The organism is Geminicoccus roseus DSM 18922 (assembly GCF_000427665.1).
Classification (GTDB): domain Bacteria; phylum Pseudomonadota; class Alphaproteobacteria; order Geminicoccales; family Geminicoccaceae; genus Geminicoccus; species Geminicoccus roseus.
On sequence record NZ_ATYL01000006.1, the window covers coordinates 1 to 20,998 of the forward strand.

Sequence of the window (20,998 nt, forward strand, 5' to 3'; positions counted from 1 at the left end):
AATCGAACAACTTTTTAGAAGAATAGTCGCCTCTAGATGGCTTTCTAACGATAGAAAAATGTTCCGGTGGCGTATGATCGAATGCCTCCCGTATCATCATGAATAAGTAACTCAAGTTAGGATCTGTAAAACTTAAACCCAGAAATAGCATGTGATGCGAGATTAGCTGCCCCATGAGTAAATGGAGAAATGAAGCTCTTTTCCTTCTATATTCCTCATAGTCACTTTTGGATATTACAACGTCACTCGGATGTTCTACAGTGCCATGCATTTTGTATAGGATTGCATGAGACCATGGATTTTCAGTCATCACATCCTTATCGTAACTTTTAACATCCAAGCGCTTTCTCTGTGCCCGCCATGAACGCTCGATAAGCGTGTCGTAGTTGGTAGTCCATACTCGTGTAATGGGAAGACGAGCAAGTATACGGAACACGTCGGGAATTGGCTTTTCTTCTCCAAAGTGATCTGTAATTAGTCGAACTAATCTTGTCCGTGTTCTGCCAGACTTATTAAGGGCAAATTGTACAAGACCAGCTAAATCAGTCTCTAAGCTGGCATCCAAGTCTATTTCTTTTGCCATATCTTGCACGAGTTGGCGCCAGCTTGGATAGCCAGCATTGATAGAAAGACCAGCACCAAGAAAAAGGCCAGCATTCCCCTGCAATACGAATTTAGAGTATGTCTCTATAAAATCTTTTTTTCTCATGATTTTGACAAACACCTCCTGCGCCAGGCTAGAGCAACTACCGACCTGCAGCCCTTGCGGCTGCCTCAATCCAACTCTTTAGTTTAGTATGGTTCTCGTAGGTATAAACTGGATAAGAGTGTCTTGTTAAAAGAGCTGGAACAGACCCTACTGGATCAACTCCTTCAAAGGATTTAAGGTGATTAATCCTTAAACCAATAATCCCGTTACCACGGGCTATAGATTTCTCAATCTCATAATTAATATATTTTCTACCTGCAGTCTGACTACCGATACATACAACAGTTACACTTGTACCAATTAATCCATCATCTATAAGTTTCTTAATTACACTGTCGCCCTTTGCTTTTGCTTTTTCCCACAGGGATTTGTCCTGGAAGCCAACAGCAGACTGATCAACTATTTCTGGAAGATTGCGAATTTGATTTACGCGAACAATATCCCGTTGATAGTGAAAGCTAAAAAATACATGACGGGCCATTAGCCTCTCTCCGGTTCGATGGTTGATAAGTTTTAGATGATAAAGCTGCTACTTGCGTACTTCTTCATATCCTCTCTATCCATCATTGGATACAGGAGGAATAGAAATCAAGATAACTGCTGCGAAAGGGACCCCTTTCGCAGCAGTTATCCACCGCTTTCTAAGTCATTGGAATCGTTCATGCTGGCATGAGGCATAAGGGTAGGGCATAATTAGCCTATGAAAATCGGCTATGCACGTGTCTCCACAGATGAACAGATCCTCGACCTCCAGCTCGATGCGTTGAAGGCGGCAGGCTGCGAGGTCATTCATACCGATCCAGGCATCACCGGCACCGCCATTGTCCGGCCAGGCCTGACACAGGCGCTTGCTGCCGTAGGGCAGGGTGATGTGCTGGTAGTCTGGCGGCTCGATCGCCTGGGCCGGTCCCTAGGCTTTCTGATCGAGCTGATTGACCGGCTGGGCCAGCAGGGGACCGGGTTCCAGTCGCTCAGTGAAGCGATTGATACCACCAATGCCGGTGGGCGGCTGATCTTCCACATGATGGGGGCTCTGGCCGAGTTCGAGCGATCGCTAATCGCCGAGCGGACCAGGGAAGGGATGAAGGCCGCTAAGCGGCGGGGCAGGCATGTCGGGCGGCCCCATGCACTTACCGACGAACAAGTGATCTTTGCTAAGCGAGCGCTAGCGAATGGAAACGAAACACTTTCCGGCGTCGCTTCCGTTCTGGGAGTAGACCGGTCTACCTTGAGACGCGCATTGAGGGGCAGAGCATAGCTATTTATATTGCTCTTTTAGCTTCCAGTTCCCTTTATAATCTTCTGGCATTTCAAAGATTGTTATAAGTGTCTTTGCGAAAGATAACACTCTATCTACTTCATCCTTAGATGGATTATATCCGTCATGAACCACTTTATGACGCACGTCTAGAACCCAATTAGCATTCTTTATTACTTTACCTTTTGAGCCATTATGTTCATATAGATCCAACAGTGATGCTAACATTCCATTCATAAGGAACTTCCAGGTCACTTCTTTCTCTTCATTTTGTTTCGATATATTCAAAAACCTCTTAAATTTCCGTTGATGAGATAGGATACTTATTTCTAGAATAGACATTGCTTCAGCAACAGCAGGTCGCAGCTTTTCGTCATTAAAAGCAAGATTAGCTAGTTTTTCTATCTCAATTATATTTTCTGGCGGTTTGAATCCATCTATTAAGTATTTACCAATATGATGACCCTTCTCAGTGGTTTTAGCTTCATCGTCATAATGATCTTGTAGGCCACGAGCACCTTTACCTAGTCCTAGTAGGCATGGCCGCAAATCTACGTCGGTATCTATTGCTAACAGACGTTCTTGAAAAGGAACGTCTCTTTCCTTGTCTGTATAATATCTGTGCCCAATTCTGACTGCATTTACAGCATCAGGCGCCCCTTCAAAAAAGGAAGTACGTAAGTCAGAGGTTACACAACGGTAAGTACCAATAAACCTTTTAAGAAGTGGTTGATGAAAAGATATATCATCAGGAGTTTTGTCATGACCAAACTCAGATACTATTAACAAGCTTGTATAAGCATCATGATAAAATACTCGCCCATTTACGGGTTTTTCTAACACTATTGCTAATGCAACTCTTCCCTCATTTCCAACTGCATCAGCCGCTATCGAGTCACGACTAATTCTGTGAATAGGCCTTTTTATATCGCTGAATATTTTTCCTTTCTTCTCTGGCCTATTTATAATGGCATTACTAAAATCAGTGATCACTAGAGGTCTGACATGCTCTAGTACCTCTATCATCCCCTTTAGATCATCAGAATCTACCAAGTATCGGCCTACTGGAAGGTCAATAAAACTTGGATAGTATTGGTGAACGATAGTTGCTCCTAGAGAGACATTTTTGTTTGTCATGCCCAGCCTTTATATCTCTTATGATCCTAAGCGGTGGTTTCGGATTTTAACAGCCTGTCCGCTACAGGTTTGAGTGACAGCGAATGCGTCGGCTTGCGGGCAGGCAGAAGCTGGCTACGGCTTCTGCCTGCCTGCTTCGGTCATACGCGTTTGGTTCTGCGCAGCTTCCGCCTGCGGCTCTTCTCAGCCCGGTACTGGAGCAAGGTGAGATCGATGGCGGTTTCGGTGTCCTGGAAAGCCACGGTGTCCATTAGGGCATAGAGATAGCGGCGGCGTGGGACGCTGCGGCGAATCTCAATCATGTTTCCGACAAACGTCCACCATCGATGTTCGTAGGCATCCTCATCGAACTTGGTGCTCATGCCGCCTGCTCCTGGTGGTGCGCGTCTGCCGCGCGGTTAGTCAGAGCGGCCATCGCAGCACGGTACATGGCGTAATAGGCTTGGTGTGCTTCGCGATAGAGGCGAATGGCGTCCTGGCATTGCCGCTGCAAAAAAGCCCCTTCCATGAGGACCAGGTTTTGCTCCGGCTCCCGACCACCGTGGCGCTTACGCCAATCGCGCAGCCGCCACACCGCCAGTACAGCTTGCGCCCGAAAGCGTTCTTGCAGCTCGGACATGGCCTTGACGTCCATATAGTCCGGCACTTTGGCAGGCCGATGAAACCGCGCCAGATGGTCAATGATCTGCTGGGCGGTGACACCGCCGTATTTGTCTTCAAGTTCCAGACGAAGCGCATCCAGGTCGACAGTTTTTGAGTTTCCAACGATATTCATCACAACAATCCTTACTTGTATCTTGAGATAAGCCAAACATATAGACGTCATAAGTTAATATATTCTTAAAAATATTCAAATTGCGCAATCAAATGCAATTTTATATTTGTTAAATTCTAAGACGATGCTATAAATGTCTACCATGAATATCGCTGAACAATTACGTGCCGCACGCGGCATCCTCGACTGGAACCAGCAGGACCTGGCCGACCATTCCAGGGTGTCCAAGTCCGCAATCGTGAACATCGAGCAGGGCAAGGTCGAGCCGGAGCTGGCCACCCTGCGCAAACTTACCCGCGCCTTGGAAAAAGAGGGCGTGCTCATCTCCCCAAGCGCCGTCCAGAAGATGGAGTCGTTCACGGTCGAGTTCGGCAGCTATCTGGAGGTGCTGGAAGACATCGAGCAAACCCTTCCTGACGGCGGCGAGGTGCGGGTTCATTGTGCTGATGATCGAAAGTCGAGCGATGCAGTCAATCAAAAGCTGCAAGAGCTGCGGGCAAAGGGAATCCAGTTCCGGATCACGATATGCGAAGGAAACAGCTTCATTGTTGGCGACATGAATGACTATCGGTGGCTGGACAAGGAGTATTTCGGTACGTCTGAAGTGACGGTCATCTATGCCAACAAGGTTGTCTTTCATCTCATGATGAATGCCGAGAGCAAGTTTCTGGCGATCGTCAATGACAGGTATGCCAAGAGGGAGCGCAGCACGTTCGATTATTGGTGGAACAAGAGCAAGATGGTGGGTGATGATGGCCGTTAAGATCTTCCCACCTTGCACCAGCAGCTCATGTATCATTCCGGTCTGCCATGGATCGGCTGACATGCATGGCAAGCGCTTCTTCAGCTACATGACGGCTGCAGCCACCCATTATCGCCATGCCCACCTGGTGGTGTGCGACACGTTGGACGTCCACAATATGGCGCCCAGTCCCGATCTGCGGGCGGAGGCGCTCGAAACAGCACGAGCCATGGGTGACCGATGGCTGCGCAAGCACTTCCGTCAGCTGCATGATGCTTTCGAGGGGCGGGTGACCTTGACGCGGTGGGATGACGTGAAGGCGGATCCGACCTTCCAACCCCGCTATGAGGCGGCCTGTGCGCTCTATGAGCGGTCAGAGGCGGTGCGGGCATGGGTGGATGATGTGTGCGGGATGTACGCCCGCTTGGCAGCGCAGCGCCAGATCGGGAGTGGCTTTGTTCCAGACCTGGATCGCCTGTTCCGCCGATCACTAGCCTATATGCTGGAGGAAATTGCTGGGACAGCCGTCTACCATGGCTGGTATCAGAGCCCGGCGGTCTATCCAGGGCCGTATTTTGATGATCCGTATCTGTTCAACCGGGAACAGCCGGGCATCGATCTGAGCGTGCCGGCGCAGTGCGCAGTGATCTTTGCGGACGATTCAGCCAAGGCTGCCTAAAACACCTGTTCCTGGTTCGATCCCGCCGGAGGCGAGAGCATCATGTTCCTCGTCCCGATCATGCCCATCCATCAGCGTAGGCCCGGAGCAGCGGTCAAGACTGGCCGCTTGTCGGCCACCGCTGCAAGCGGCGCGTAGCGGTCTTGAGGGCTGGGAGGACCGTAGCTTCACTGACGGTCAGGGCGGGGAAACCCACTTCAAAACCGCTCCATGCCTGACAGATCGGCGTGAACCTGCTGCGTGATCATGTCCATGGCTTTGACGAATAGCGCGGCTCGGGTGTCCTCATCCTCACAAGCCAAACCCTGGCGTATCAACCGAACAGGCAGCACGGCACCTGCATGAAAAAGGGCCTCAAGCTCTTTGATAGCTTGCTCGACTGCATATCCTTTTTCACGACCCTGCAGATAATCAGCTAGTAGATCACTAACAAACTTTGCCGCTGCCCTTCGGGCATATCGGTCTTTGTCGGGTGTGAAAGCCATTTCGTTATATTGTTTTCCAAAATATGAGAACATTTGAGAACAATGCCGCAAAAATAACTCAAACGTCTACTTGTAAGTTTGATATTCAATCATCCTTGTGCTGAAAATATCCTAGCGGGTGAATTGCCGGCTTTGCCGGCAAGAGGGGCGGCAATGAGCCCCTGCCGCATTTTGCGCGGCCATAAGGAGTCAGCCCTTCAGGGCTGACCGATTCCTTCTCTAGCTCCTTGGAAAGTTATCCACAGCCTGCTCATGTGTGTTAAATATATGTGTTAAATAGGTGTTAAGCACTTATCCACAGCAAGTAAGGCGTTGAAATATAAGGTTTATTCAGGCTCACTTTTCAGAATCGGTGGGTAAAACCCCGAATCTCGGTGGGTAAAACCCCGAATCACGGTGGGTAAAACCCCGAATCTCGGCTTCTGGTGGGTAAAACCCCGAATTTTGCGTTCGTGAGCCTCGATGGCAGCGGCTGTCTCATCCCTTGTTGCACTCTAGTGGGTGAAACCCCGAACTTTTACCCACCGCATCAGCTTAAAAGTTAGCGGTGGGTAAAACCCCGAAGTGCGTTGACAGGGTGGGCAAAACCCCGAACTGTTCCTTCATGGAAACAGATATTCCCCTCGCCCGCTCTCTTCTCATTCCAGAGCGTCATCCACAGCATGACCTGTTCATCTGTGATGTAGCCGATGCCGTCATCAAGGATGTGATGGCACAAATGGAGCATCCTTTCTACTCCTTGTCAAAGAAGCCTGAAACAACCGTTCGCCGGTATGAGCATAATGGCAATTGGGTAGAGATTACGCCAAGTGTTAAAGGCTTAGCTACGATTTATGATAAGGATATTTTGATTTATTGTATTTCACAGATCATGGCTAAACTTAAGAATGGTGAGGCTGTATCTCAGCAGGTGAGGCTCAGCAGCCGTGAGCTGCTCATGTTTACTAACCGAGGAACAGCAGGCAAAGATTATCAGGCCCTTGTGGAAGCGCTTGATCGACTGGAAGGGACGCGCATCCGAACCAATGTCGTGACGGGCAGTGAAGAGCAGATCAACGGCTTTGGTTTGATCGAGGCTTCGGCCATCCGGCGCAAGCACGGTCTTGATGGCCGCCTGCTATGGTGTGAGGTGAAGCTTTCTGATTGGGTCTTTAACGCGATCCGCGCTCAGGAAGTGCTGACGCTGCATCGTGACTATTTTCGCTTACGCAAGCCAATCGAGCGACGTGTATATGAGATTGCGCGCAAGCATTGTGGGCAGCAGGATCAGTGGAAAATTTCACTTCCCCTACTTCTTAAGAAATCTGGATCAAAATCTACAGAGAAGGAATTCCGCCGGGCGATCCGTGATCTTGCTCAGCACGACCATCTGCCGGATTATCATGTTGTGTTTGATCCGGCGGAAGACATGGTTATCTTTCAAAACCGCGGGAGCATGAAGCCCCCTGCCCCCGAGGTCGAAGCTTGGGAGGGCGCGCTTGATCCTGAGATATTCCAGGACGTGCGCAGTGTCGCGCCAGGTTGGGACCCATACCATCTGGAGCGGGAATGGCGGATCTGGCTTGGCGAGAACGAAATCATCCCGAAGAGCCCGGAGCGCCATTTCATCAAGTTCTGCAAGAGCTGGTTCGAGAAGCGCGGCAAACCATAAGCTAAGTGCATGACAGCATGATTGCATGCAAAGATGCAAGCATGATTGCCTTGTATCAGCGAATCATGCTATGAGTCATGAAAACCCAGTTTTGGGCGGAGTGTTTTCATGACCTACATAATCGGAATGGTATCGCAGAAAGGCGGCGTCGGAAAATCGACGCTAGCGCGCATGATGGCGCGGGAGTTCGCTGAGGGCGGCATGAGCGTTAAGATTGCCGACCTCGATACACAACAGCAGACCTGTACCCATTGGGCGGGCCGCCGGGCAGAGAGTGGCATCCAGCCAGAGATCCAGGTCCAAAGCTTCGCTTCGGTAAAATCTGCTGTCGATGATGCCGGCCGATTCGACGCTTACGTGATCGATGGCAAGCCGAATGCATCGGACCAGACGATCGAGATCGCGCGTGTTTCAGATCTGGTGATCATTCCAACCGGCCAGACGGTTGATGACCTGCATCCAGGTGTCGTGCTCGCTCATACGCTGATCAAGAAGGGGATTCCGATACACCGGATTGCCTTTGCCATGTTCAAGACGACGGGCAGCGAGCGCGAGAACAATGCGGCCAGACAATATCTCAAGCAGGCGGGCTATCAGGTCCTGAATGGTGAGGTGCCTGTCTCGACTGGTTTTGGCACGGCGTCCGATCAGGGCAGGGCCATCACCGAGACATCGTTTCGCTCTTTGAACGAAAAGGCGGCTGCGCTCGGACAAAGCGTCGTCGATCTGATCGCCGAGCTTGCTGAAAGGAAGGTCGCCTGATGGCTACGAATCTCGCTAAGCTTAAAGGTAAGGGCACGCCGCCGCCGGCGGATGTGACGCCGGATATCGTTGCCGAGAACCCGCGTGGTGCCGATGCATCTATGCGTCCAATTCAGTTTCGGGTCTCAGAGTCGGTTTTCCAGGAGTTCAGCGAGCAGGCAGGCAGGGAGTTCGGCTTCAACAAGGGCGCAAAATCGCAACTTTTCCTGAAGCTTTGGACAGCCTACAAAACCGCCCACAAGTAAGCATGTTTGCATGCAAACATGCTTACTACTTTACCATTTTAGCTGCTATATGGCATCGGGGAAGACAAGCCCGCTTTGGCGGCTTCAACACTTCAAAGCGCGAGAATGAATCGCCTTGCGCAGCAGAGATGCTGAACGCACCGACCTTGGGGGCAGGTCCTGGACAAGCTCCCGAGGCTATCATGTTTGCATGCAAACATGATAGCATGCAAACATTCTTTCATCTTTCCAGCCCGCGATCCTTGAGCCTTTGGGACGAGGCGCGGGCTCGTTGCGCCCGTGCCAGCAGGGCCTGCTGATAGATGTCAGGCTTTTCTTCACGGGCCTGTTGCCATGCCTGCCGGCGCTCGACATTCCGACGCCGCCAAGCCTTTTGCATTTCAGCCCGTTCGATACCCTGCTCCTCTTTCAGTTTGCGGCACGATTCCAGATAGACGACACGGGCTTCGTCCACCTGCTTTCTCGTGCGCGTGCGGATGCTTTTTAGGTTGGAGCCGATCTGGCGGCTTACAGAAGTCGCCAGTTTGCGCCGCGCCAGATCCTGCTCTTTAGCGAGGGCGTCCAGCCGTTCTTCCTTGAACATAACGGCCATCATCATGCCGAGCGCGTTGCCCTTGAAGGCCATGTCCGCATCACGGCGCAACCGCCAGCCGGTCTCGAACATATTGCGGATTTTTCCCAGCACTGAGCGCTCCCGCGCTTCAAACAGCTGTGATTGCCCACGCTGATCGCTGAACAGGCTTGCCCATTCACTTTTGCGCTCGGCCTTGATGGCAGCGATCACCGCCTGCACCTGGCGCTCCCGGTCCTGGTAGAGGCTATCCTTTTGCCCCTGATAGCCGGCCTTGAGGGCCGCCCACTGCCCGGCATGACGCTTGTGCATCATCCTGCCGGCCTGGGAGAGGGTAGCATCCTTGTTCTTCTGCTGCTGCCGCAGCGCCGCGATCACAGCACCCTTATCCTGCTGCGCACGCCGCTGCTCATAGATGTTGCGAGGTACGCGCGGGCTATGAACGAACTCGCCCTGATCCCGCTTCTCGTTGTTGGTAACGCGGTCTTGGCAGAACACCTGCCCGTGTTCGAGCTCCCAGGCTTGCGCCCATTTTGACAGCTTCAGCTTGGAATTCGACAAGGATGCAGCTCGGCCATCGATCGGACTCACCATGTTCACCAGGATATGGACGTGCGCATGATCAGTATCGTTATGCGCAACGAGCACCGCCTGGTGCTTTGTCAGCCCCAGGACCGCAAGCGTTTCATAAGCCGCTTTGACCATTATGGCTCGATCGGGATCTTCCGAAGGATGCCAGGATAGTGAGTAGGCAAGGACCGGATTCTCAAGTTTGCGCCCGGTCGCCTTGATGCCGGCGGCAGCCTTCAGTTCAGCCTGCGACAGCGCGGTATCGGTCATCATCCGCCAAGCACGCTCCGGATCGCTCGTCGGCAGATTGACCGTCTCCGTCCAATCGATGCGCTCGGTCGTCAGCCGGACTGTCTCCCCAGCCGCCCGCTTGTCGTGCAGGTAGTACAGAGCTGCTGCCTTGAACGACCGTCCGCGTGTCAGAACCTGGATCATAGAGATTGTCCAGCTCGCGCTCGATGCGCTCGATCAGATCGACGAGATAAGCCGGCGCCGACCGGCCGGCGTTCATATGTTTGGCAATCTGGTTGAGGTTCACGCCAAGCCGGACCAGAGCGGTTGCCTGAAGCGCTCTGGTCCGTTCCTGCTCCAATGCGGGGGGAAGGGCATAGCCGAGCGCGCGCCGCCGCATGAACTCTGCTGCGCTCAGCCCGAAGGCGGCAGCCTTGTGTTCGATCTGGCTGCGCTCGGCAGTGGTTAGCCGCAGCTTCAATTGCTCGTCTCGCCGCGCCTCCGGCTCCTTCCTGGGCCGTGCCATGCATCTGCCTCCTATAGAAGAGGTCTGGAGAAAACCTTCTCCAGAGGCGGCTAATGGGCCGCCTTGGGCCTCGCAGAGCCAGAGTTTTTGGGTACCAAAAACACATCTGGCTATCCTTATGCATCACAAGCCTAAGGTCTTGTCGGTAGCCGATCAAGGCGCAGCGGCGCTTCATGCACAGATCTTCTGTCAGCCAAACGGCGCAAACACAGCTAAGACGGTTCCGGTGCCCGCATAGGCGGATAACGGATGGAGACCAACAGGAGTGAAACGGCAAAAAGCACCGGCCTGATTGGCCGATGCCTTTGTGCTGGGAGCTGGTGCCTCAATGAGCGTCGTCGACCGGATAGAGGTTAAAGCCGTCCGTGACGATCTGCGTGCCATGGAGCTTCACATAGACCGAGCCATCCTCGGCCAGCCAAGCGGCTCCGATCCTTTCGAAGGTCGTTTTGCGGCCTTCAACGCGGCGGATCTTGGCCAGGTGCGTCGGCAGGGACGCGCTCTTTTCCGATCGATCGTTGGTGTGGTTGTTCATGGGTGTTTTCCCTTTCGTTGGTGAGCTGGTCCATTCCAGCCATGATCCGGAACGACCGGACCCGGTTCTTCGGCATAGTCATACGTCCAACACGGCCGCGCTTTGCGTGGGTGGTGCGGGCAGGACGTTGACGATGACGGATGGGTCTGGTTCGCCCGATCAGCGAAGGCTGGCAATGATCCAGCTACCGCAAAGGGATGATGCGCGGCCCAGAACAACCGCTTACCGATTACTCGGGAAAGGGAGATATTCCTGCTCGGTCTAGGGCTTTTTCCACCTCTTCGTACATGAAAGAGATCCGGCTATGCATCGAGAGGAGGAAGTAGAAATCGTTCTTCAGGGCGTTGATATCAGGCGGCTCGCGGTACGGATTCGAAACGACACATTTCTTCATGAGCGCTTCGGCTATCACATAGCGTATATGCTCCAAAGGGATGCGCTCACGCTCGAAGATCTCCATCGTTTCCGCCATCACGTCGATGGCACAATAGAACTTGCCCCCAGTAAGCCGCTCTTTCCGGGTCGTATTGTCATTGCTGTGCTTTTCCGTAAAATTCATACATCCATCGTAGCTTATTTTTCCTAATCATTGCAAAATTAGGAACGTTCATGGCTGACGACAGTAATCGTTTGTCCGACGCAACGATAAAAGCCTATTTCAACCGAGCAGCGCGGGTGCAAGAATATAGTTCTGATAAGTCCTTATCTGATCGCACCATCCGTGCGCAGGTCGATCAAAGGGCCCATGCAATTCATCAGAAAGCTGATGAGCATTACAATCGGCATAAAAATTTATGGGTAACGCGGGAATACAATAAGTTAGTTCGCGATGACGAGAAGATTAATCACAACATCAAGCCGCCTGCTGGATTTGCTGACGACAAAATTAATCGCTTAATGAAATCTGCAGAATTAAAAGTTGAACTTCGCAAAAAAGCAAGAGATCTAACAATAGATCGATCGCGACGAAACCTTATTGGTCAGTTGCAAAAGAACTATCAATCCGCAAAATCTCTGTAAAAATTAGCTGCTATCAGATAATCAGCAGGATTGCCTTCCATGATCTTTGACCGCTCATCCGGCCAGACTGAAGCGCTTGCAACGGCAAGATGGGCTGACTGGGCACAGCTTTCCAAGCTGACCTACCGCCCCGGCTGGTTCTGGCTTGGAGAGTCCTTTGATGATGTGAAGATGCCGCTTGGTCACCTGGATGATCGGCATATCTGCCTGGTCGCCGGATCACGTGGCGGCAAGGGCACGACAGTCATCATCAACAATCTTACTCTCTGGCCGGGCTCGGTTGTTGTGGTTGACCCCAAGGGTGAGAATGCAATCGTCACCGCCCGCCGCAGGGCGGGGGGCTCGGCACATAGCGAAGGCCTCGGCCAGAAGACCTACATTCTTGATCCATTCAACACCGTACATCGCGATGATGACGATTTCTCGGATCTGAAGGCCTGCTTCAACCCGCTCGATGCCATAGAGCCGTTTGGAGAAGAAGCGATCGACGAGGCATCACGGATTGCGGATGCCATCGTTGTTCAGTCCAAGAACACGCAAGATCCCTTTTGGGAAGAATCAGCACGTTCCCTGATCAAAGGCCTGATCCTTCATATCCTCACGGCAGAAGAGTTCGAAGGCCGCCGGAATCTGATCACGCTGCGTCAACTCCTGACCCGGGGCGATTACCGTGCCGCCGAGTTCCTGGCCGAGCAGGGCGATGATCCGCCACCCAACCCGTTTTTCCTGCTCTGGGAAGGCTTGCGAGACAACCCGCACCATGATGGCGTTATTTCTGGTGTCGGCGAATCCTTTAATGAGATGGCCCGCACCGCTGACAAAACCTTCACCTCTGTGATGGAAGTTGCTCGCCGCCAGACTGAGTTTATCGACAGTCCCGGCATGCGCCGCTGCCTTGCAACGTCTGATTTCAAGCTATCCGACCTGAAGACGAGCGAGCAGGGCGTCAGCCTCTATTTGTCCCTGCCACAGCGCTATATGAACACCCATTTTCGTTGGCTGCGCATGATGACCGCGTTGACAGTCACGGAAATGGAAAAGACGCGAGGGCAACCCAAAAGTGGTCACCGCGTGATGATGTTTCTCGATGAATTTGCCGGCCTTAAGAAAATGGACGTTATCGAGAACGCGGCTGCACAGATTGCTGGCTTTGGCGTAAAGTTATTTATTATTTTACAAACGTTAGGCCAGCTGAAGGAAGTCTATAAAGACAACTGGCAGGTGTTTCTGGGCAATTCGGGACTAAAGATATTCTTTCAGATCGAGGATGAATTTACCCGCACCTATTTGTCCAAGCAGCTTGGCGAGACGGAAGTCATTCGCGAAACGGTAAGCCGAGGGGCATCGCAGGGCGAGTCTTCAGGCATGGGCATGAACTACTCATCGCTAGGCAACCAGGCAATGGCCCTGTCTGGCCTGATCCCGAACAGCAATGAAGGATCGCATTCAGGCTCGTCAGTGAATGCATCTGAAGGCATCCACAAGACGGCGCTTATTACCCCAGATGAAATCGGCCGGGAATTTGCCCGTGTCGATGAGAAGAGGGACGGCCGCTACCCGGGCCTAGCGTTGATCGTGCTGTCAGGCTTCGACCCGATCCGCTTGCGTCGAACAAACTACTTTGACCACTCGTATTTTCGGGGACGTTTCGACCAGCATCCGGATTTTCCGGTGCCTCCGTTGCTTTCGACCGTAACGCCAAAGCCTTCTGTCCTGGATCGCGAACGGGCAGTTACAGCGGCTCTTTATGACGAGTTCGGCCTGCTCAACGTGGCAAAGGCCGAACTTGTCTATGAAGCGGTCAGCGAGCATGACACCCGGCACCCCATCCTCGCTCTGGCCGAAGCCTCTTTTGCGGAAGCACTTCTGGCCCATGCCCGCCGCGAAATCCGGCCAGGAACCAGCATTGAAGAAGCTGTTGATCGGGCGGCTTCCCTAGCCCTGGAGTATTTTGAACGTAACCGGGTTGCCGCATTCCCAGCTGACTTGTCGTCACCGCAGCCGCCTCCGCCGCCCATGCCGGCACCGGAACCGTCAGCACAGCTTGTTGAAGCCCCTGCTGTGCTATCCGCTGTCCAGAGACGTAAGCCAAGGCGCACAAAGGCTATTGTTGCCACCCTGGCTGGCGTAGTCGTGCTGCTGGGAGGCGGCTTCCTGGGATTAGACGCATGGTACAGGGCCGAGATGAAGAAACGGCCCCTGTTTCAATCTGAACAACAAGCAGCCAAGCCCCAGCCTCAACCTGCGCCAGCCCCGTCTGCGCCGCCCGTGCAGGCGCAAGCAGAAGCGCCGCTGCGGACTACACTCAGCTTGTTTACCTATCCGTGGGAAGAGCCCGATCCGGCGCTTCTGAGACGGGTTGCAGCACTGTCGCCAATTGATGGCAATCGTACCGTCCCTAGCGGTAGCGGCGGGGTGCTCGTATCAAGACTGCCTTGGTATGATAATGTTCGTCTTGTCCGTATCAGAAATGGAAGCTGGCAGCCGGCAAATTTATACATTTACTACCTGATAGACAGCAAAGGTGAACTTCATCGATTAGATGGAACATCCAATAAAATACATGCCATTAATAAGTCAGAAAAAATTAATATTGATCAGTTTAATGCTCTTCAATATCTGTGGTTTTTCTGTTTCTTCGTCAGAGGAGAAGAGGGACCATTTCTTATTGCTGAATATATGGATGACGCATTTCTGCCTAATAACTTTGAGAAAAATTACTATGATGCAGTCAAATCATATATTCATCCGGCAAAGCTTACCAGAATTAACACAGATAGTTCCTTCGATGCCGATGTAACGATGATGTACTCCAACGCCTTTTTTAAGGCTCAAATGCGTATCCTCCACACAGGAATGGTGGAAATGGTAAATGATGAACCTGTCGTTGCTGATATGAATGTAAAAATTGACGCTCCTATTAAATAACTTTAAATCGACTTTCCTTCTTTTTGCTTGCTCATAATTGTCTGTGCCTGCTTTTGAAATTCATCGCGTGCAGTCACTCTCTTGGCGCGCTCGATGTAAGCATTCTGGTCTTTTTGACTGATAGGCACGGCTCGTGCCTGCATATCTGCCTGATGCCGCATTGGGCCTTTAGGCCGCAAATGCATTTCAGGCTTCTCTTTACTAATGTGCTTTGGAAGCTCTGCTGCTTTAGGTTTGTCTAGGGGCTGTTGTGCCTCCTTGGCTTGCACGAACGCCTCTTTTGCCTTCCCCTTCTGGTCGAGGAAGGACGGCAAACGATCATCTGCCGACATCGCCATACATACCTTGCGGTGAGAGTGGCGCTACGGGATCAGTCCTGCAGCGAGTTCTTCTGCTGATCGTGCCAGCTATCGACCACACCATTGCAGGCCTGCCCAAATTCCGGGGAAAGCAGCCCCAAAAGACCGCAGCTTCCTTTGCTTTGGGCGCGGGAAGCCTCGATCTGCCCGGCGGCCTGTGCCTTGGCCATCTGTTCTGCCATGACGGCTTGCGCCTTCATCTGAGCAAGAGCTTGCTGCTCTGCGCTATAGACGCCGACATTGGCCATCTCGATGTAGAAGCTCTTAAAGGGTGTAGCCAGGATCTGCATGGGCTTCAGACCAGGCGGCAAAAGAAGCTCGCCAATAATAATGAAGCCAATCACCCAATGTGCATAGCGCAGCCAAGTCCTTTTCCTGGCCTTGGCCGCCGGCTCCGGCAACATAACCTCGATCCGCCCTTTGGGCGGGGCCGGCATTACCGAGACCTGGCTTGGCTGCGGCGTGATAACCTGCGTGGATGGTGGCACAACCATTGCCCGGCCTGACTGTTGCGCCGACAATTGCTTTAATAGCTGTTTGGCTTCGGACATGGTGGCCCCTCAGCAACAAATTCGCAGTACCTATGGGCATCAGCATACCGATCTGGAAATTCTGAGAAAGCCCATGCAGGCGACGATCGGTGGAAAGGAAACGTCAGTCGGTAGATCAAGGCGCGCTTCCGCGCGCCAGGGGCTCTGCCCCTCTTGCCTTGTGGGCAATTCACCCCGGGATATTTGAAGCACAAGGATGAAATGTTATAATGGCGCTACGGTACAGGCAGGGATGCCGATGACCGTGCACGGGGATAACCCGCAAAGGCTCCGCAGTATTGGCTCTACGCCTCAACCTGCGGGGCCTTTGTTTTTAGCCGCCGGTTTCACCTTCTGCTGCGCACGAGCGCTTGTGAATAGAGGCTGTCATTCTGGGGCTCCATCACGTGACAATCCGGCCGGCGGCCAGAGCTGCTCGTGCATATGCGCTTAAGCCCTTATCAGCTTCGAAGAACAGGTCACGCTCAACCGGCAGGCCCAGGCGGCCCCGGACAGCGGCCAGTTCGGATAGACGAACGGAGCCGAGCTCTGGTGTGCCCATGCCAAGGTCGCATAGCCCAAAGGCAATGTCGGGCTCTTCGGGATCGAGTTCGGTTAGCAGCCAGGTGCAGGCGCCGTCGGGGGTGAACAGCTTCACCACGGGGCGGAAGTCGATTTCGCCGGCCGTGCCGCGCACAGGGTCTTGCTGGCGGCCATTGGCGAGAAGTTGGGCGTGCTGTTCGTCGGTGAGTAGTTTCATGGTCGTCTCCTTGCTTGGGTTTCTTTCGCCGGAGACGACCGGCCGGGCGGATAAGGTGAGGGTGCAAGGCTCGACACGGCCGCGCGAGCGCGGGTGGTGCGGGCTGGGTCTTGCAGCCCCACCGCGCCCGGTCAGGATCAGGCGATTATGAAGAAATCCAATCAAGGACGGCCGGAACGCGAGTAGGGACGACGAGCGCGTCGCGCCAGGTTGAAGTGATCAAACCAGGACGCCGCTGTCATGATGCGGGCTCGCCCTTTCGGCAGCCGCCCGTTCCAGATTCAAGGCCAGCAAGCGAGCCAGGATTTCGTCATCGGATAGATCCGCCGGCCAGCCGTAGGCGGCAGCGACCGCTTCATCCAAGACCTTGTGCGCGTTCAAAAGCCAAGCCGGGCGCTGATTGTAGAGGTTGGTGAGTGTCCGTTTTCTTAGTTCGGCTGCTGCCTTGTCATCAACAGGCAGGAACCGATCAGGAAAGCCTGGTGCTAACTCTGGGACGCGCTTTACCAATTCAGTAGGATTGAGCCAGTTATTGCGCAGCTCGTCTAATCTACTGGCAGCGAATGCTATACGTTCAGCGCGTGGATCATCTATATAGGATGCTACAGGAACATCCGGCGTAAGACCTTCTGGAAAAGGAAAAGTCTCATATATTGACGTTCCATTGTATCTTCTTTGATTACCAGCTCCCATTCTGTTTCCACGAGCTGTAGCCCATTTTTCATGAATACTGCTACTAAGTATCCCAAATTGGACGTCATCATCACGTGCTATAACAACAAGATTATTATCAGGTAGCTGGGGATAATGCAGCCAGTAAAAAACTCTATGTTCAGATGTCATTGGTGTTACTATATAACGCAATATCGCGGAAATCTTCCTTCGCATTTCAGGACGTGGCCAATATGGAAGCCACCACTTGTTTCGTGCATGTTCATCTCTCGCTTCAGAACGAACAGCTTTCAATAGCCTATTGTCTTCCGGTGGATCATATGGTGCTTCTGAAATATGCTTAAATGGCTCCTCAAATAGAGAAGCTTCGCTTTCATTATATTGAATAGGAATATCAACAAGCCATACATCTCTTGATCTACCAACAATGTCATCTCCATTCCAGTACGGCTTTAATACATAACTATTTTTCTTTCCATTTGGGTTTGAAGGAAGGTTCATCCAATCTCTAGCTTTCGAACCATCAACTTCAAGAGGACCGCTCTTTTGAATTCCCACAAAACAATAGCCTCGATTTTCTGGTAGGTTCTTTGCTATTGTTAAATCATTTCCACTAGTTAGGTCAGGGTTTATTGAAGTAACCTGATTATTATCCAAAAATATTGAGTATTCTTGCGGTAGATTTTTGCAGAAATTTATAATAGATACTCGAACAGCAGCCCCATCTACTATCCATGGTTCATTGCTCCAGGCGCTATAAATAGTACAATTCTGGCAGAGTCTTATCATAACTGGAAGGTTCGTATTCTTTGCTATAGATTTTGTTGCAACAAATCCTGCCCTGCCGATTTTTCCTGCTGAAACAAGTGCCTGCGCTTTCTCAAACCAGTAACAAACAAGATCTGTAAAACCATTTAGCCTGTCTGAAAATACTGATCTAATTCTCTCGGTTTCGGATCTACCGAGCCTACGGTACATTAATTTAGCGCCGAGAAAAGGTGGATTGCCAATGATAACATCTGCCTCTGGCCATGTGGCCTCGGTGTTATCTTCGTTCAGTAGTGCATCACGACATTCAATATTATTGAGCGGCTTCAGGATTGGCTGGCGGTTGAGGTCGAAGCCATTCTTGCGCATCCATTGGATCTCACCGATCCATATCGTCACGCGAGCGAGTTCGGCTGCATAGGGATTGAGCTCGATTCCTTTGACTGCTTCCGGCCCAACACTTGGGAACTGGCGGCCAAGCCCCATTGCTTCGGCTTCGAGATTGACCCGGTGTTCAAGGTCCTTAAGGGCCAGCAAGGCCAGGTAGAGAAAGTTGCCCGAGCCGCAGGCTGGATCGAGCACGCGAAAGCCCTTCAACCGCTCCAGAAATCCGCCAAGCAGTGCCTTCTTCCTGACCTCCGATGTGCGCGGCTTTTGGATCTGCGCTTTGATGTCCTCCCATTCCTGCCAGAGCGGCTCGATCACGACCGGCCGGACGATCATCATGATCTTCTCGGGGTCGGTGTAGTGCGCACCAAGCTGGCTGCGCTTGGCCGGATCGAGGCCGCGTTCGAACAGGGTGCCGAAGATCGAAGGGTCGATGTCCGACCAGTCGAGCGCGGCAGCCTCGCCGATGATCTTCAGCTCATTGCGACCAAGGGGCAGGGCAGCAGCATCGTCGAACAGGCCACCGTTGAACCATTCAATCCTGTCGATGCCAAACCGGCCGCCAGACTTCATCACGCGGAACAGCTCGGTTAGCAGCTCGTGGGCGCTGTCTGGCTGATTGAAAGCCTCGTCGATGATCTGCGTGAACATGTGCCGGGGCAGCAGGTTGATATCCTCGGCGAACATGCAGAAGACCAAGCGGTTGATAAAATGCGCCACCGCCTGCGGCTCGTTTCCGCGCTCCCGCAAGGTAATGGCTAGGCGCGCAAACTTGTCAGCCGCATCGCGGGTGAGCGCGTCGATTGTCTTCGATGGTTTCAGGCGCTCCGGATCGAGGAACACCCATTTCAGAAGCTCGCGCTTATAAGGATCCAGCAGGTCGTCTAGCGCGATCGTGTGCGTTTCGGAGACGGTATTCGTCCAGTTGGTATGGACGATGATCCGGTCCATGTCGGAGACGACGAGCAGCGGCGGGTTTTCAAGGGCAACAGCGTATTGCTGAAGCTGGGCGAAAGCGACCGTCAGATCCTTTTTCTTGCCCTTATACTCCCAGCCGAAATGGCCGCGCTTCCACACATCGGCCCACCCTTCACCCCCGGCAGTTTTGGATGCGCCGCGTTCGAAGCAGTACCAATCACCTGTTTGATCCGCCTCGGTTGGCGTTTCTACGCCAAGCAATCGACAAAGATCATTAAAATGTGACTGTGAAGCCGAACGTTCTTTCAGCGTTGAGTTTTTCCATTTTTTGATAAAATCTTCCGGCTTCATTATGTATGCACGCCCCTGCTTCTTTTGTATTCCAACTTTATATTTTGTATCAAAGATTGATAGCCTTCTCCTCAAAGCCATTAGAACACTTTTGCTAAAGATGCCGGTTCACATCCATGCGCTGATGCAAGATGCGGATGATGGCGATCTGGCCGGTATCCGTGTTCTTGAAGAACAGCACGTGTGAGCCGACCGATGCCTTGCGGTAGCCGTCCCGGATGTCGACCGGGCGGCTAATGCGTATGCCGGCCGCCAGCTCCTGGCAGGCGTCTCGAATGCTGCGGATGTAGGTGACAGCCTGATCCTGGCCCCATCGCTTGGCGGTGTATTCCCAGATCCCATCAAGGTCGACCTGTGCGGCGGGGGACAGCAGAAAGCCGCTCATTTGGGCTCGATGCTGCGCTTCTTGGCGATGAAGGCGTCGAAGTCGAAGGGCTCAGGCGTGCCGGACTCTTCCCCGGCGATCAGCGCGGCCTGTAGGGCCTGAACCTTGGCCTCATGCTCTTCGAGCAGCCGCAAGCCTGCTCGCACCACGTCACTGGCCGAGCCATAGCGGCCAGTTTGCACCTGGCTGTCGATGAAGCTGGCGAAGTGGTCGCCGAGCGAAATGGACGTGTTACGAGCCATAAGGTACCTCCTATAGTACCAATATATACCAATTTTTGGTACTACACAACCCGTAAACAATCTCTAGCCATGCGGATCCTTTTCGATCAACCAATCCACCACTGACGCCACAGCCTTCGCTAAATGCTCTTCCGTTGCAGTTGAATCATTAAGCGCATCAAAAAGATTTTTTGGCATTGTGCCAAGGTATTTTTTATAGTCGTTGTTCACTATATTCCATACTTCAGCTGCTGCTCCTCCCGTTGCTCCAACTGGCACTGGATATCTATTTGCCGCCACAGCTATCTCAAATTCGCTGATGACACCATTTGCCTGCACCATCTTTCCGTTTTCTTCTTTTTTTCCCGAAATAAAAATGCAAGCGCCCGATTGCTTTGCAAGATCTTCTCGATAGAGTTTATAGTATTGTTGACGATCCATCCCTTCAGGAATTATCTGAGGAAATGGGCGTAAAAATAAGCTTCTCTCAAAATTAGGGAGTTCTTGTTTATTGAATTCGTCTAATGCTCCCGACAAAACTGCACTGCCAACAACAAGTCCAAATCCTGATACAAGTCTTCTGTTCTTCCTTGCAATATATTTTCCTATCATATGAGATATTTTCTCTATACGACGTCGTTCATTAAGAACATCATTTTCCAATGAATCAGGAAAGCTTCCAGATACCATTATGCTATTCATGGCTATTCTACGCTCAACCGCATCAATTATCTGTGCAATTTCAACGTACTCTTCTACTTCAACGCAATGAATTCCATAATTTTTTAGGTCGTCCACCCAAAGATCGTGTCTTTTGCAGGCA

General features: G+C 52.2%; 23 protein-coding genes and 2 pseudogenes. 8 read left to right on the forward strand and 17 right to left on the reverse strand.

Features of this window, described 5'->3' with window-relative positions; all coding sequences use genetic code 11:
- Positions 1-724 (reverse strand): SIR2 family protein (locus tag GEMRO_RS33920; RefSeq protein WP_205624868.1); only part of this gene is annotated, 724 nt, incomplete at its 3' end.
- Positions 725-746: 22 nt separating this feature from the next.
- A complete protein-coding gene (locus GEMRO_RS33200) occupies positions 747-1,190 on the reverse strand; it encodes a TIR domain-containing protein (protein WP_084506405.1) in 444 nt (147 codons plus the stop codon).
- Positions 1,191-1,409: 219 nt separating this feature from the next.
- Between GEMRO_RS33200 and GEMRO_RS0101245 the strand changes: the two genes are divergently transcribed.
- Positions 1,410-1,967 carry a recombinase family protein gene (locus GEMRO_RS0101245; protein ID WP_027132565.1) on the forward strand — a complete coding sequence of 186 codons (558 nt, stop codon included), beginning with the start codon at positions 1,410-1,412 and terminating at the stop codon, positions 1,965-1,967.
- Here the strand turns inward: GEMRO_RS0101245 and GEMRO_RS33925 are convergent, their stop codons facing one another.
- From GEMRO_RS33925 to GEMRO_RS0101255, 3 genes are all read right to left on the reverse strand, one after another.
- The gene (locus GEMRO_RS33925; RefSeq protein WP_157505404.1) at positions 1,968-3,104 is read right to left on the reverse strand and encodes a hypothetical protein; all 1,137 of its coding nucleotides are present in this window, start codon (positions 3,102-3,104) and stop codon (positions 1,968-1,970) included.
- 140 nt (positions 3,105-3,244) lie between these two features.
- Positions 3,245-3,466, reverse strand: a complete 222-nt coding sequence (locus tag GEMRO_RS0101250; RefSeq protein WP_027132566.1) for a hypothetical protein — start codon at positions 3,464-3,466, stop codon at positions 3,245-3,247.
- Positions 3,463-3,879, reverse strand: a complete 417-nt coding sequence (locus GEMRO_RS0101255) for a hypothetical protein (protein ID WP_157505405.1) — start codon at positions 3,877-3,879, stop codon at positions 3,463-3,465. Before GEMRO_RS0101255 ends, GEMRO_RS0101250 begins: the two co-directional genes overlap by 4 nt.
- Before the next feature lie 133 nt (positions 3,880-4,012).
- Here GEMRO_RS0101255 and GEMRO_RS33205 point away from each other — a divergent pair, with 133 nt between their 5' ends.
- On the forward strand, positions 4,013-4,642 hold the full coding sequence (locus GEMRO_RS33205; RefSeq protein WP_205624869.1) for a helix-turn-helix domain-containing protein: 630 nt from the start codon (positions 4,013-4,015) through the stop codon (positions 4,640-4,642).
- Positions 4,643-4,703: 61 nt separating this feature from the next.
- Positions 4,704-5,300: a hypothetical protein gene (locus GEMRO_RS0101270; protein ID WP_027132568.1), complete on the forward strand. Its 597-nt coding sequence runs from the start codon at positions 4,704-4,706 to the stop codon at positions 5,298-5,300.
- Positions 5,301-5,497: 197 nt separating this feature from the next.
- Here GEMRO_RS0101270 and GEMRO_RS33930 read toward each other — a convergent pair whose 3' ends face one another.
- A complete protein-coding gene (locus GEMRO_RS33930) occupies positions 5,498-5,818 on the reverse strand; it encodes a hypothetical protein (protein WP_157505406.1) in 321 nt (106 codons plus the stop codon).
- A gap of 571 nt (positions 5,819-6,389) precedes the next feature.
- Between GEMRO_RS33930 and GEMRO_RS26830 the strand changes: the two genes are divergently transcribed.
- The 3 genes from GEMRO_RS26830 (at position 6,390) to GEMRO_RS33935 (ending at position 8,443) form a co-directional block, all read left to right on the forward strand.
- On the forward strand, positions 6,390-7,436 hold the full coding sequence (locus tag GEMRO_RS26830) for a replication initiator protein A (RefSeq protein WP_035484549.1): 1,047 nt from the start codon (positions 6,390-6,392) through the stop codon (positions 7,434-7,436).
- A gap of 108 nt (positions 7,437-7,544) precedes the next feature.
- Positions 7,545-8,198 carry a ParA family protein gene (locus GEMRO_RS0101285; protein ID WP_027132569.1) on the forward strand — a complete coding sequence of 218 codons (654 nt, stop codon included), beginning with the start codon at positions 7,545-7,547 and terminating at the stop codon, positions 8,196-8,198.
- Positions 8,198-8,443, forward strand: coding sequence for a hypothetical protein (locus tag GEMRO_RS33935; protein WP_157505407.1), 246 nt, complete (start codon positions 8,198-8,200; stop codon positions 8,441-8,443). The genes GEMRO_RS0101285 and GEMRO_RS33935 overlap by 1 nt, the downstream gene beginning before the upstream one ends.
- 220 nt (positions 8,444-8,663) lie before the next feature.
- Here the strand turns inward: GEMRO_RS33935 and GEMRO_RS32225 are convergent, their stop codons facing one another.
- The 4 genes and pseudogenes from GEMRO_RS32225 to GEMRO_RS0101305 form a co-directional block, all read right to left on the reverse strand.
- Complete coding sequence (locus tag GEMRO_RS32225; protein ID WP_027132570.1) at positions 8,664-10,019, reverse strand: relaxase/mobilization nuclease domain-containing protein; 1,356 nt, start codon at positions 10,017-10,019, stop codon at positions 8,664-8,666.
- 55 nt (positions 10,020-10,074) lie between these two features.
- Positions 10,075-10,341: pseudogene (locus GEMRO_RS35895) on the reverse strand (plasmid mobilization protein); the annotation flags it as partial.
- A gap of 325 nt (positions 10,342-10,666) precedes the next feature.
- Positions 10,667-10,876, reverse strand: coding sequence for a hypothetical protein (locus tag GEMRO_RS26840; protein WP_035484551.1), 210 nt, complete (start codon positions 10,874-10,876; stop codon positions 10,667-10,669).
- A gap of 229 nt (positions 10,877-11,105) precedes the next feature.
- Entirely contained in the window at positions 11,106-11,435 is a 330-nt protein-coding gene (locus tag GEMRO_RS0101305; protein WP_027132571.1) for a hypothetical protein, read from the reverse strand.
- A gap of 50 nt (positions 11,436-11,485) precedes the next feature.
- On the opposite strand from GEMRO_RS0101305, the gene GEMRO_RS33940 reads away from it, so the two are divergent.
- Both GEMRO_RS33940 and GEMRO_RS33215 read left to right on the forward strand, forming a co-directional pair.
- Positions 11,486-11,896 carry a hypothetical protein gene (locus GEMRO_RS33940; RefSeq protein WP_157505408.1) on the forward strand — a complete coding sequence of 137 codons (411 nt, stop codon included), beginning with the start codon at positions 11,486-11,488 and terminating at the stop codon, positions 11,894-11,896.
- A gap of 39 nt (positions 11,897-11,935) precedes the next feature.
- On the forward strand, positions 11,936-14,824 hold the full coding sequence (locus GEMRO_RS33215; RefSeq protein WP_084506409.1) for a type IV secretory system conjugative DNA transfer family protein: 2,889 nt from the start codon (positions 11,936-11,938) through the stop codon (positions 14,822-14,824).
- 2 nt (positions 14,825-14,826) lie between these two features.
- Here GEMRO_RS33215 and GEMRO_RS33945 read toward each other — a convergent pair whose 3' ends face one another.
- The 7 genes and pseudogenes from GEMRO_RS33945 to GEMRO_RS33950 all read right to left on the reverse strand — a co-directional run.
- Positions 14,827-15,162, reverse strand: a complete 336-nt coding sequence (locus tag GEMRO_RS33945) for a hypothetical protein (RefSeq protein ID WP_157505409.1) — start codon at positions 15,160-15,162, stop codon at positions 14,827-14,829.
- A gap of 32 nt (positions 15,163-15,194) precedes the next feature.
- Complete coding sequence (locus tag GEMRO_RS0101315; protein WP_157505410.1) at positions 15,195-15,734, reverse strand: hypothetical protein; 540 nt, start codon at positions 15,732-15,734, stop codon at positions 15,195-15,197.
- Positions 15,735-16,116: 382 nt separating this feature from the next.
- Positions 16,117-16,473 carry a DUF2958 domain-containing protein gene (locus tag GEMRO_RS0101320; protein WP_027132574.1) on the reverse strand — a complete coding sequence of 119 codons (357 nt, stop codon included), beginning with the start codon at positions 16,471-16,473 and terminating at the stop codon, positions 16,117-16,119.
- 219 nt (positions 16,474-16,692) lie between these two features.
- Complete coding sequence (locus GEMRO_RS26850) at positions 16,693-19,569, reverse strand: class I SAM-dependent DNA methyltransferase (protein ID WP_051328556.1); 2,877 nt, start codon at positions 19,567-19,569, stop codon at positions 16,693-16,695.
- Positions 19,570-19,663: 94 nt separating this feature from the next.
- Positions 19,664-19,954, reverse strand: a complete 291-nt coding sequence (locus GEMRO_RS0101340) for a type II toxin-antitoxin system RelE/ParE family toxin (protein ID WP_027132576.1) — start codon at positions 19,952-19,954, stop codon at positions 19,664-19,666.
- Entirely contained in the window at positions 19,951-20,196 is a 246-nt protein-coding gene (locus tag GEMRO_RS0101345) for a type II toxin-antitoxin system ParD family antitoxin (protein WP_027132577.1), read from the reverse strand. The genes GEMRO_RS0101340 and GEMRO_RS0101345 overlap by 4 nt, the downstream gene beginning before the upstream one ends.
- Positions 20,197-20,259: 63 nt before the next feature.
- Positions 20,260-20,998: pseudogene (locus GEMRO_RS33950) on the reverse strand (hypothetical protein); the annotation flags it as partial.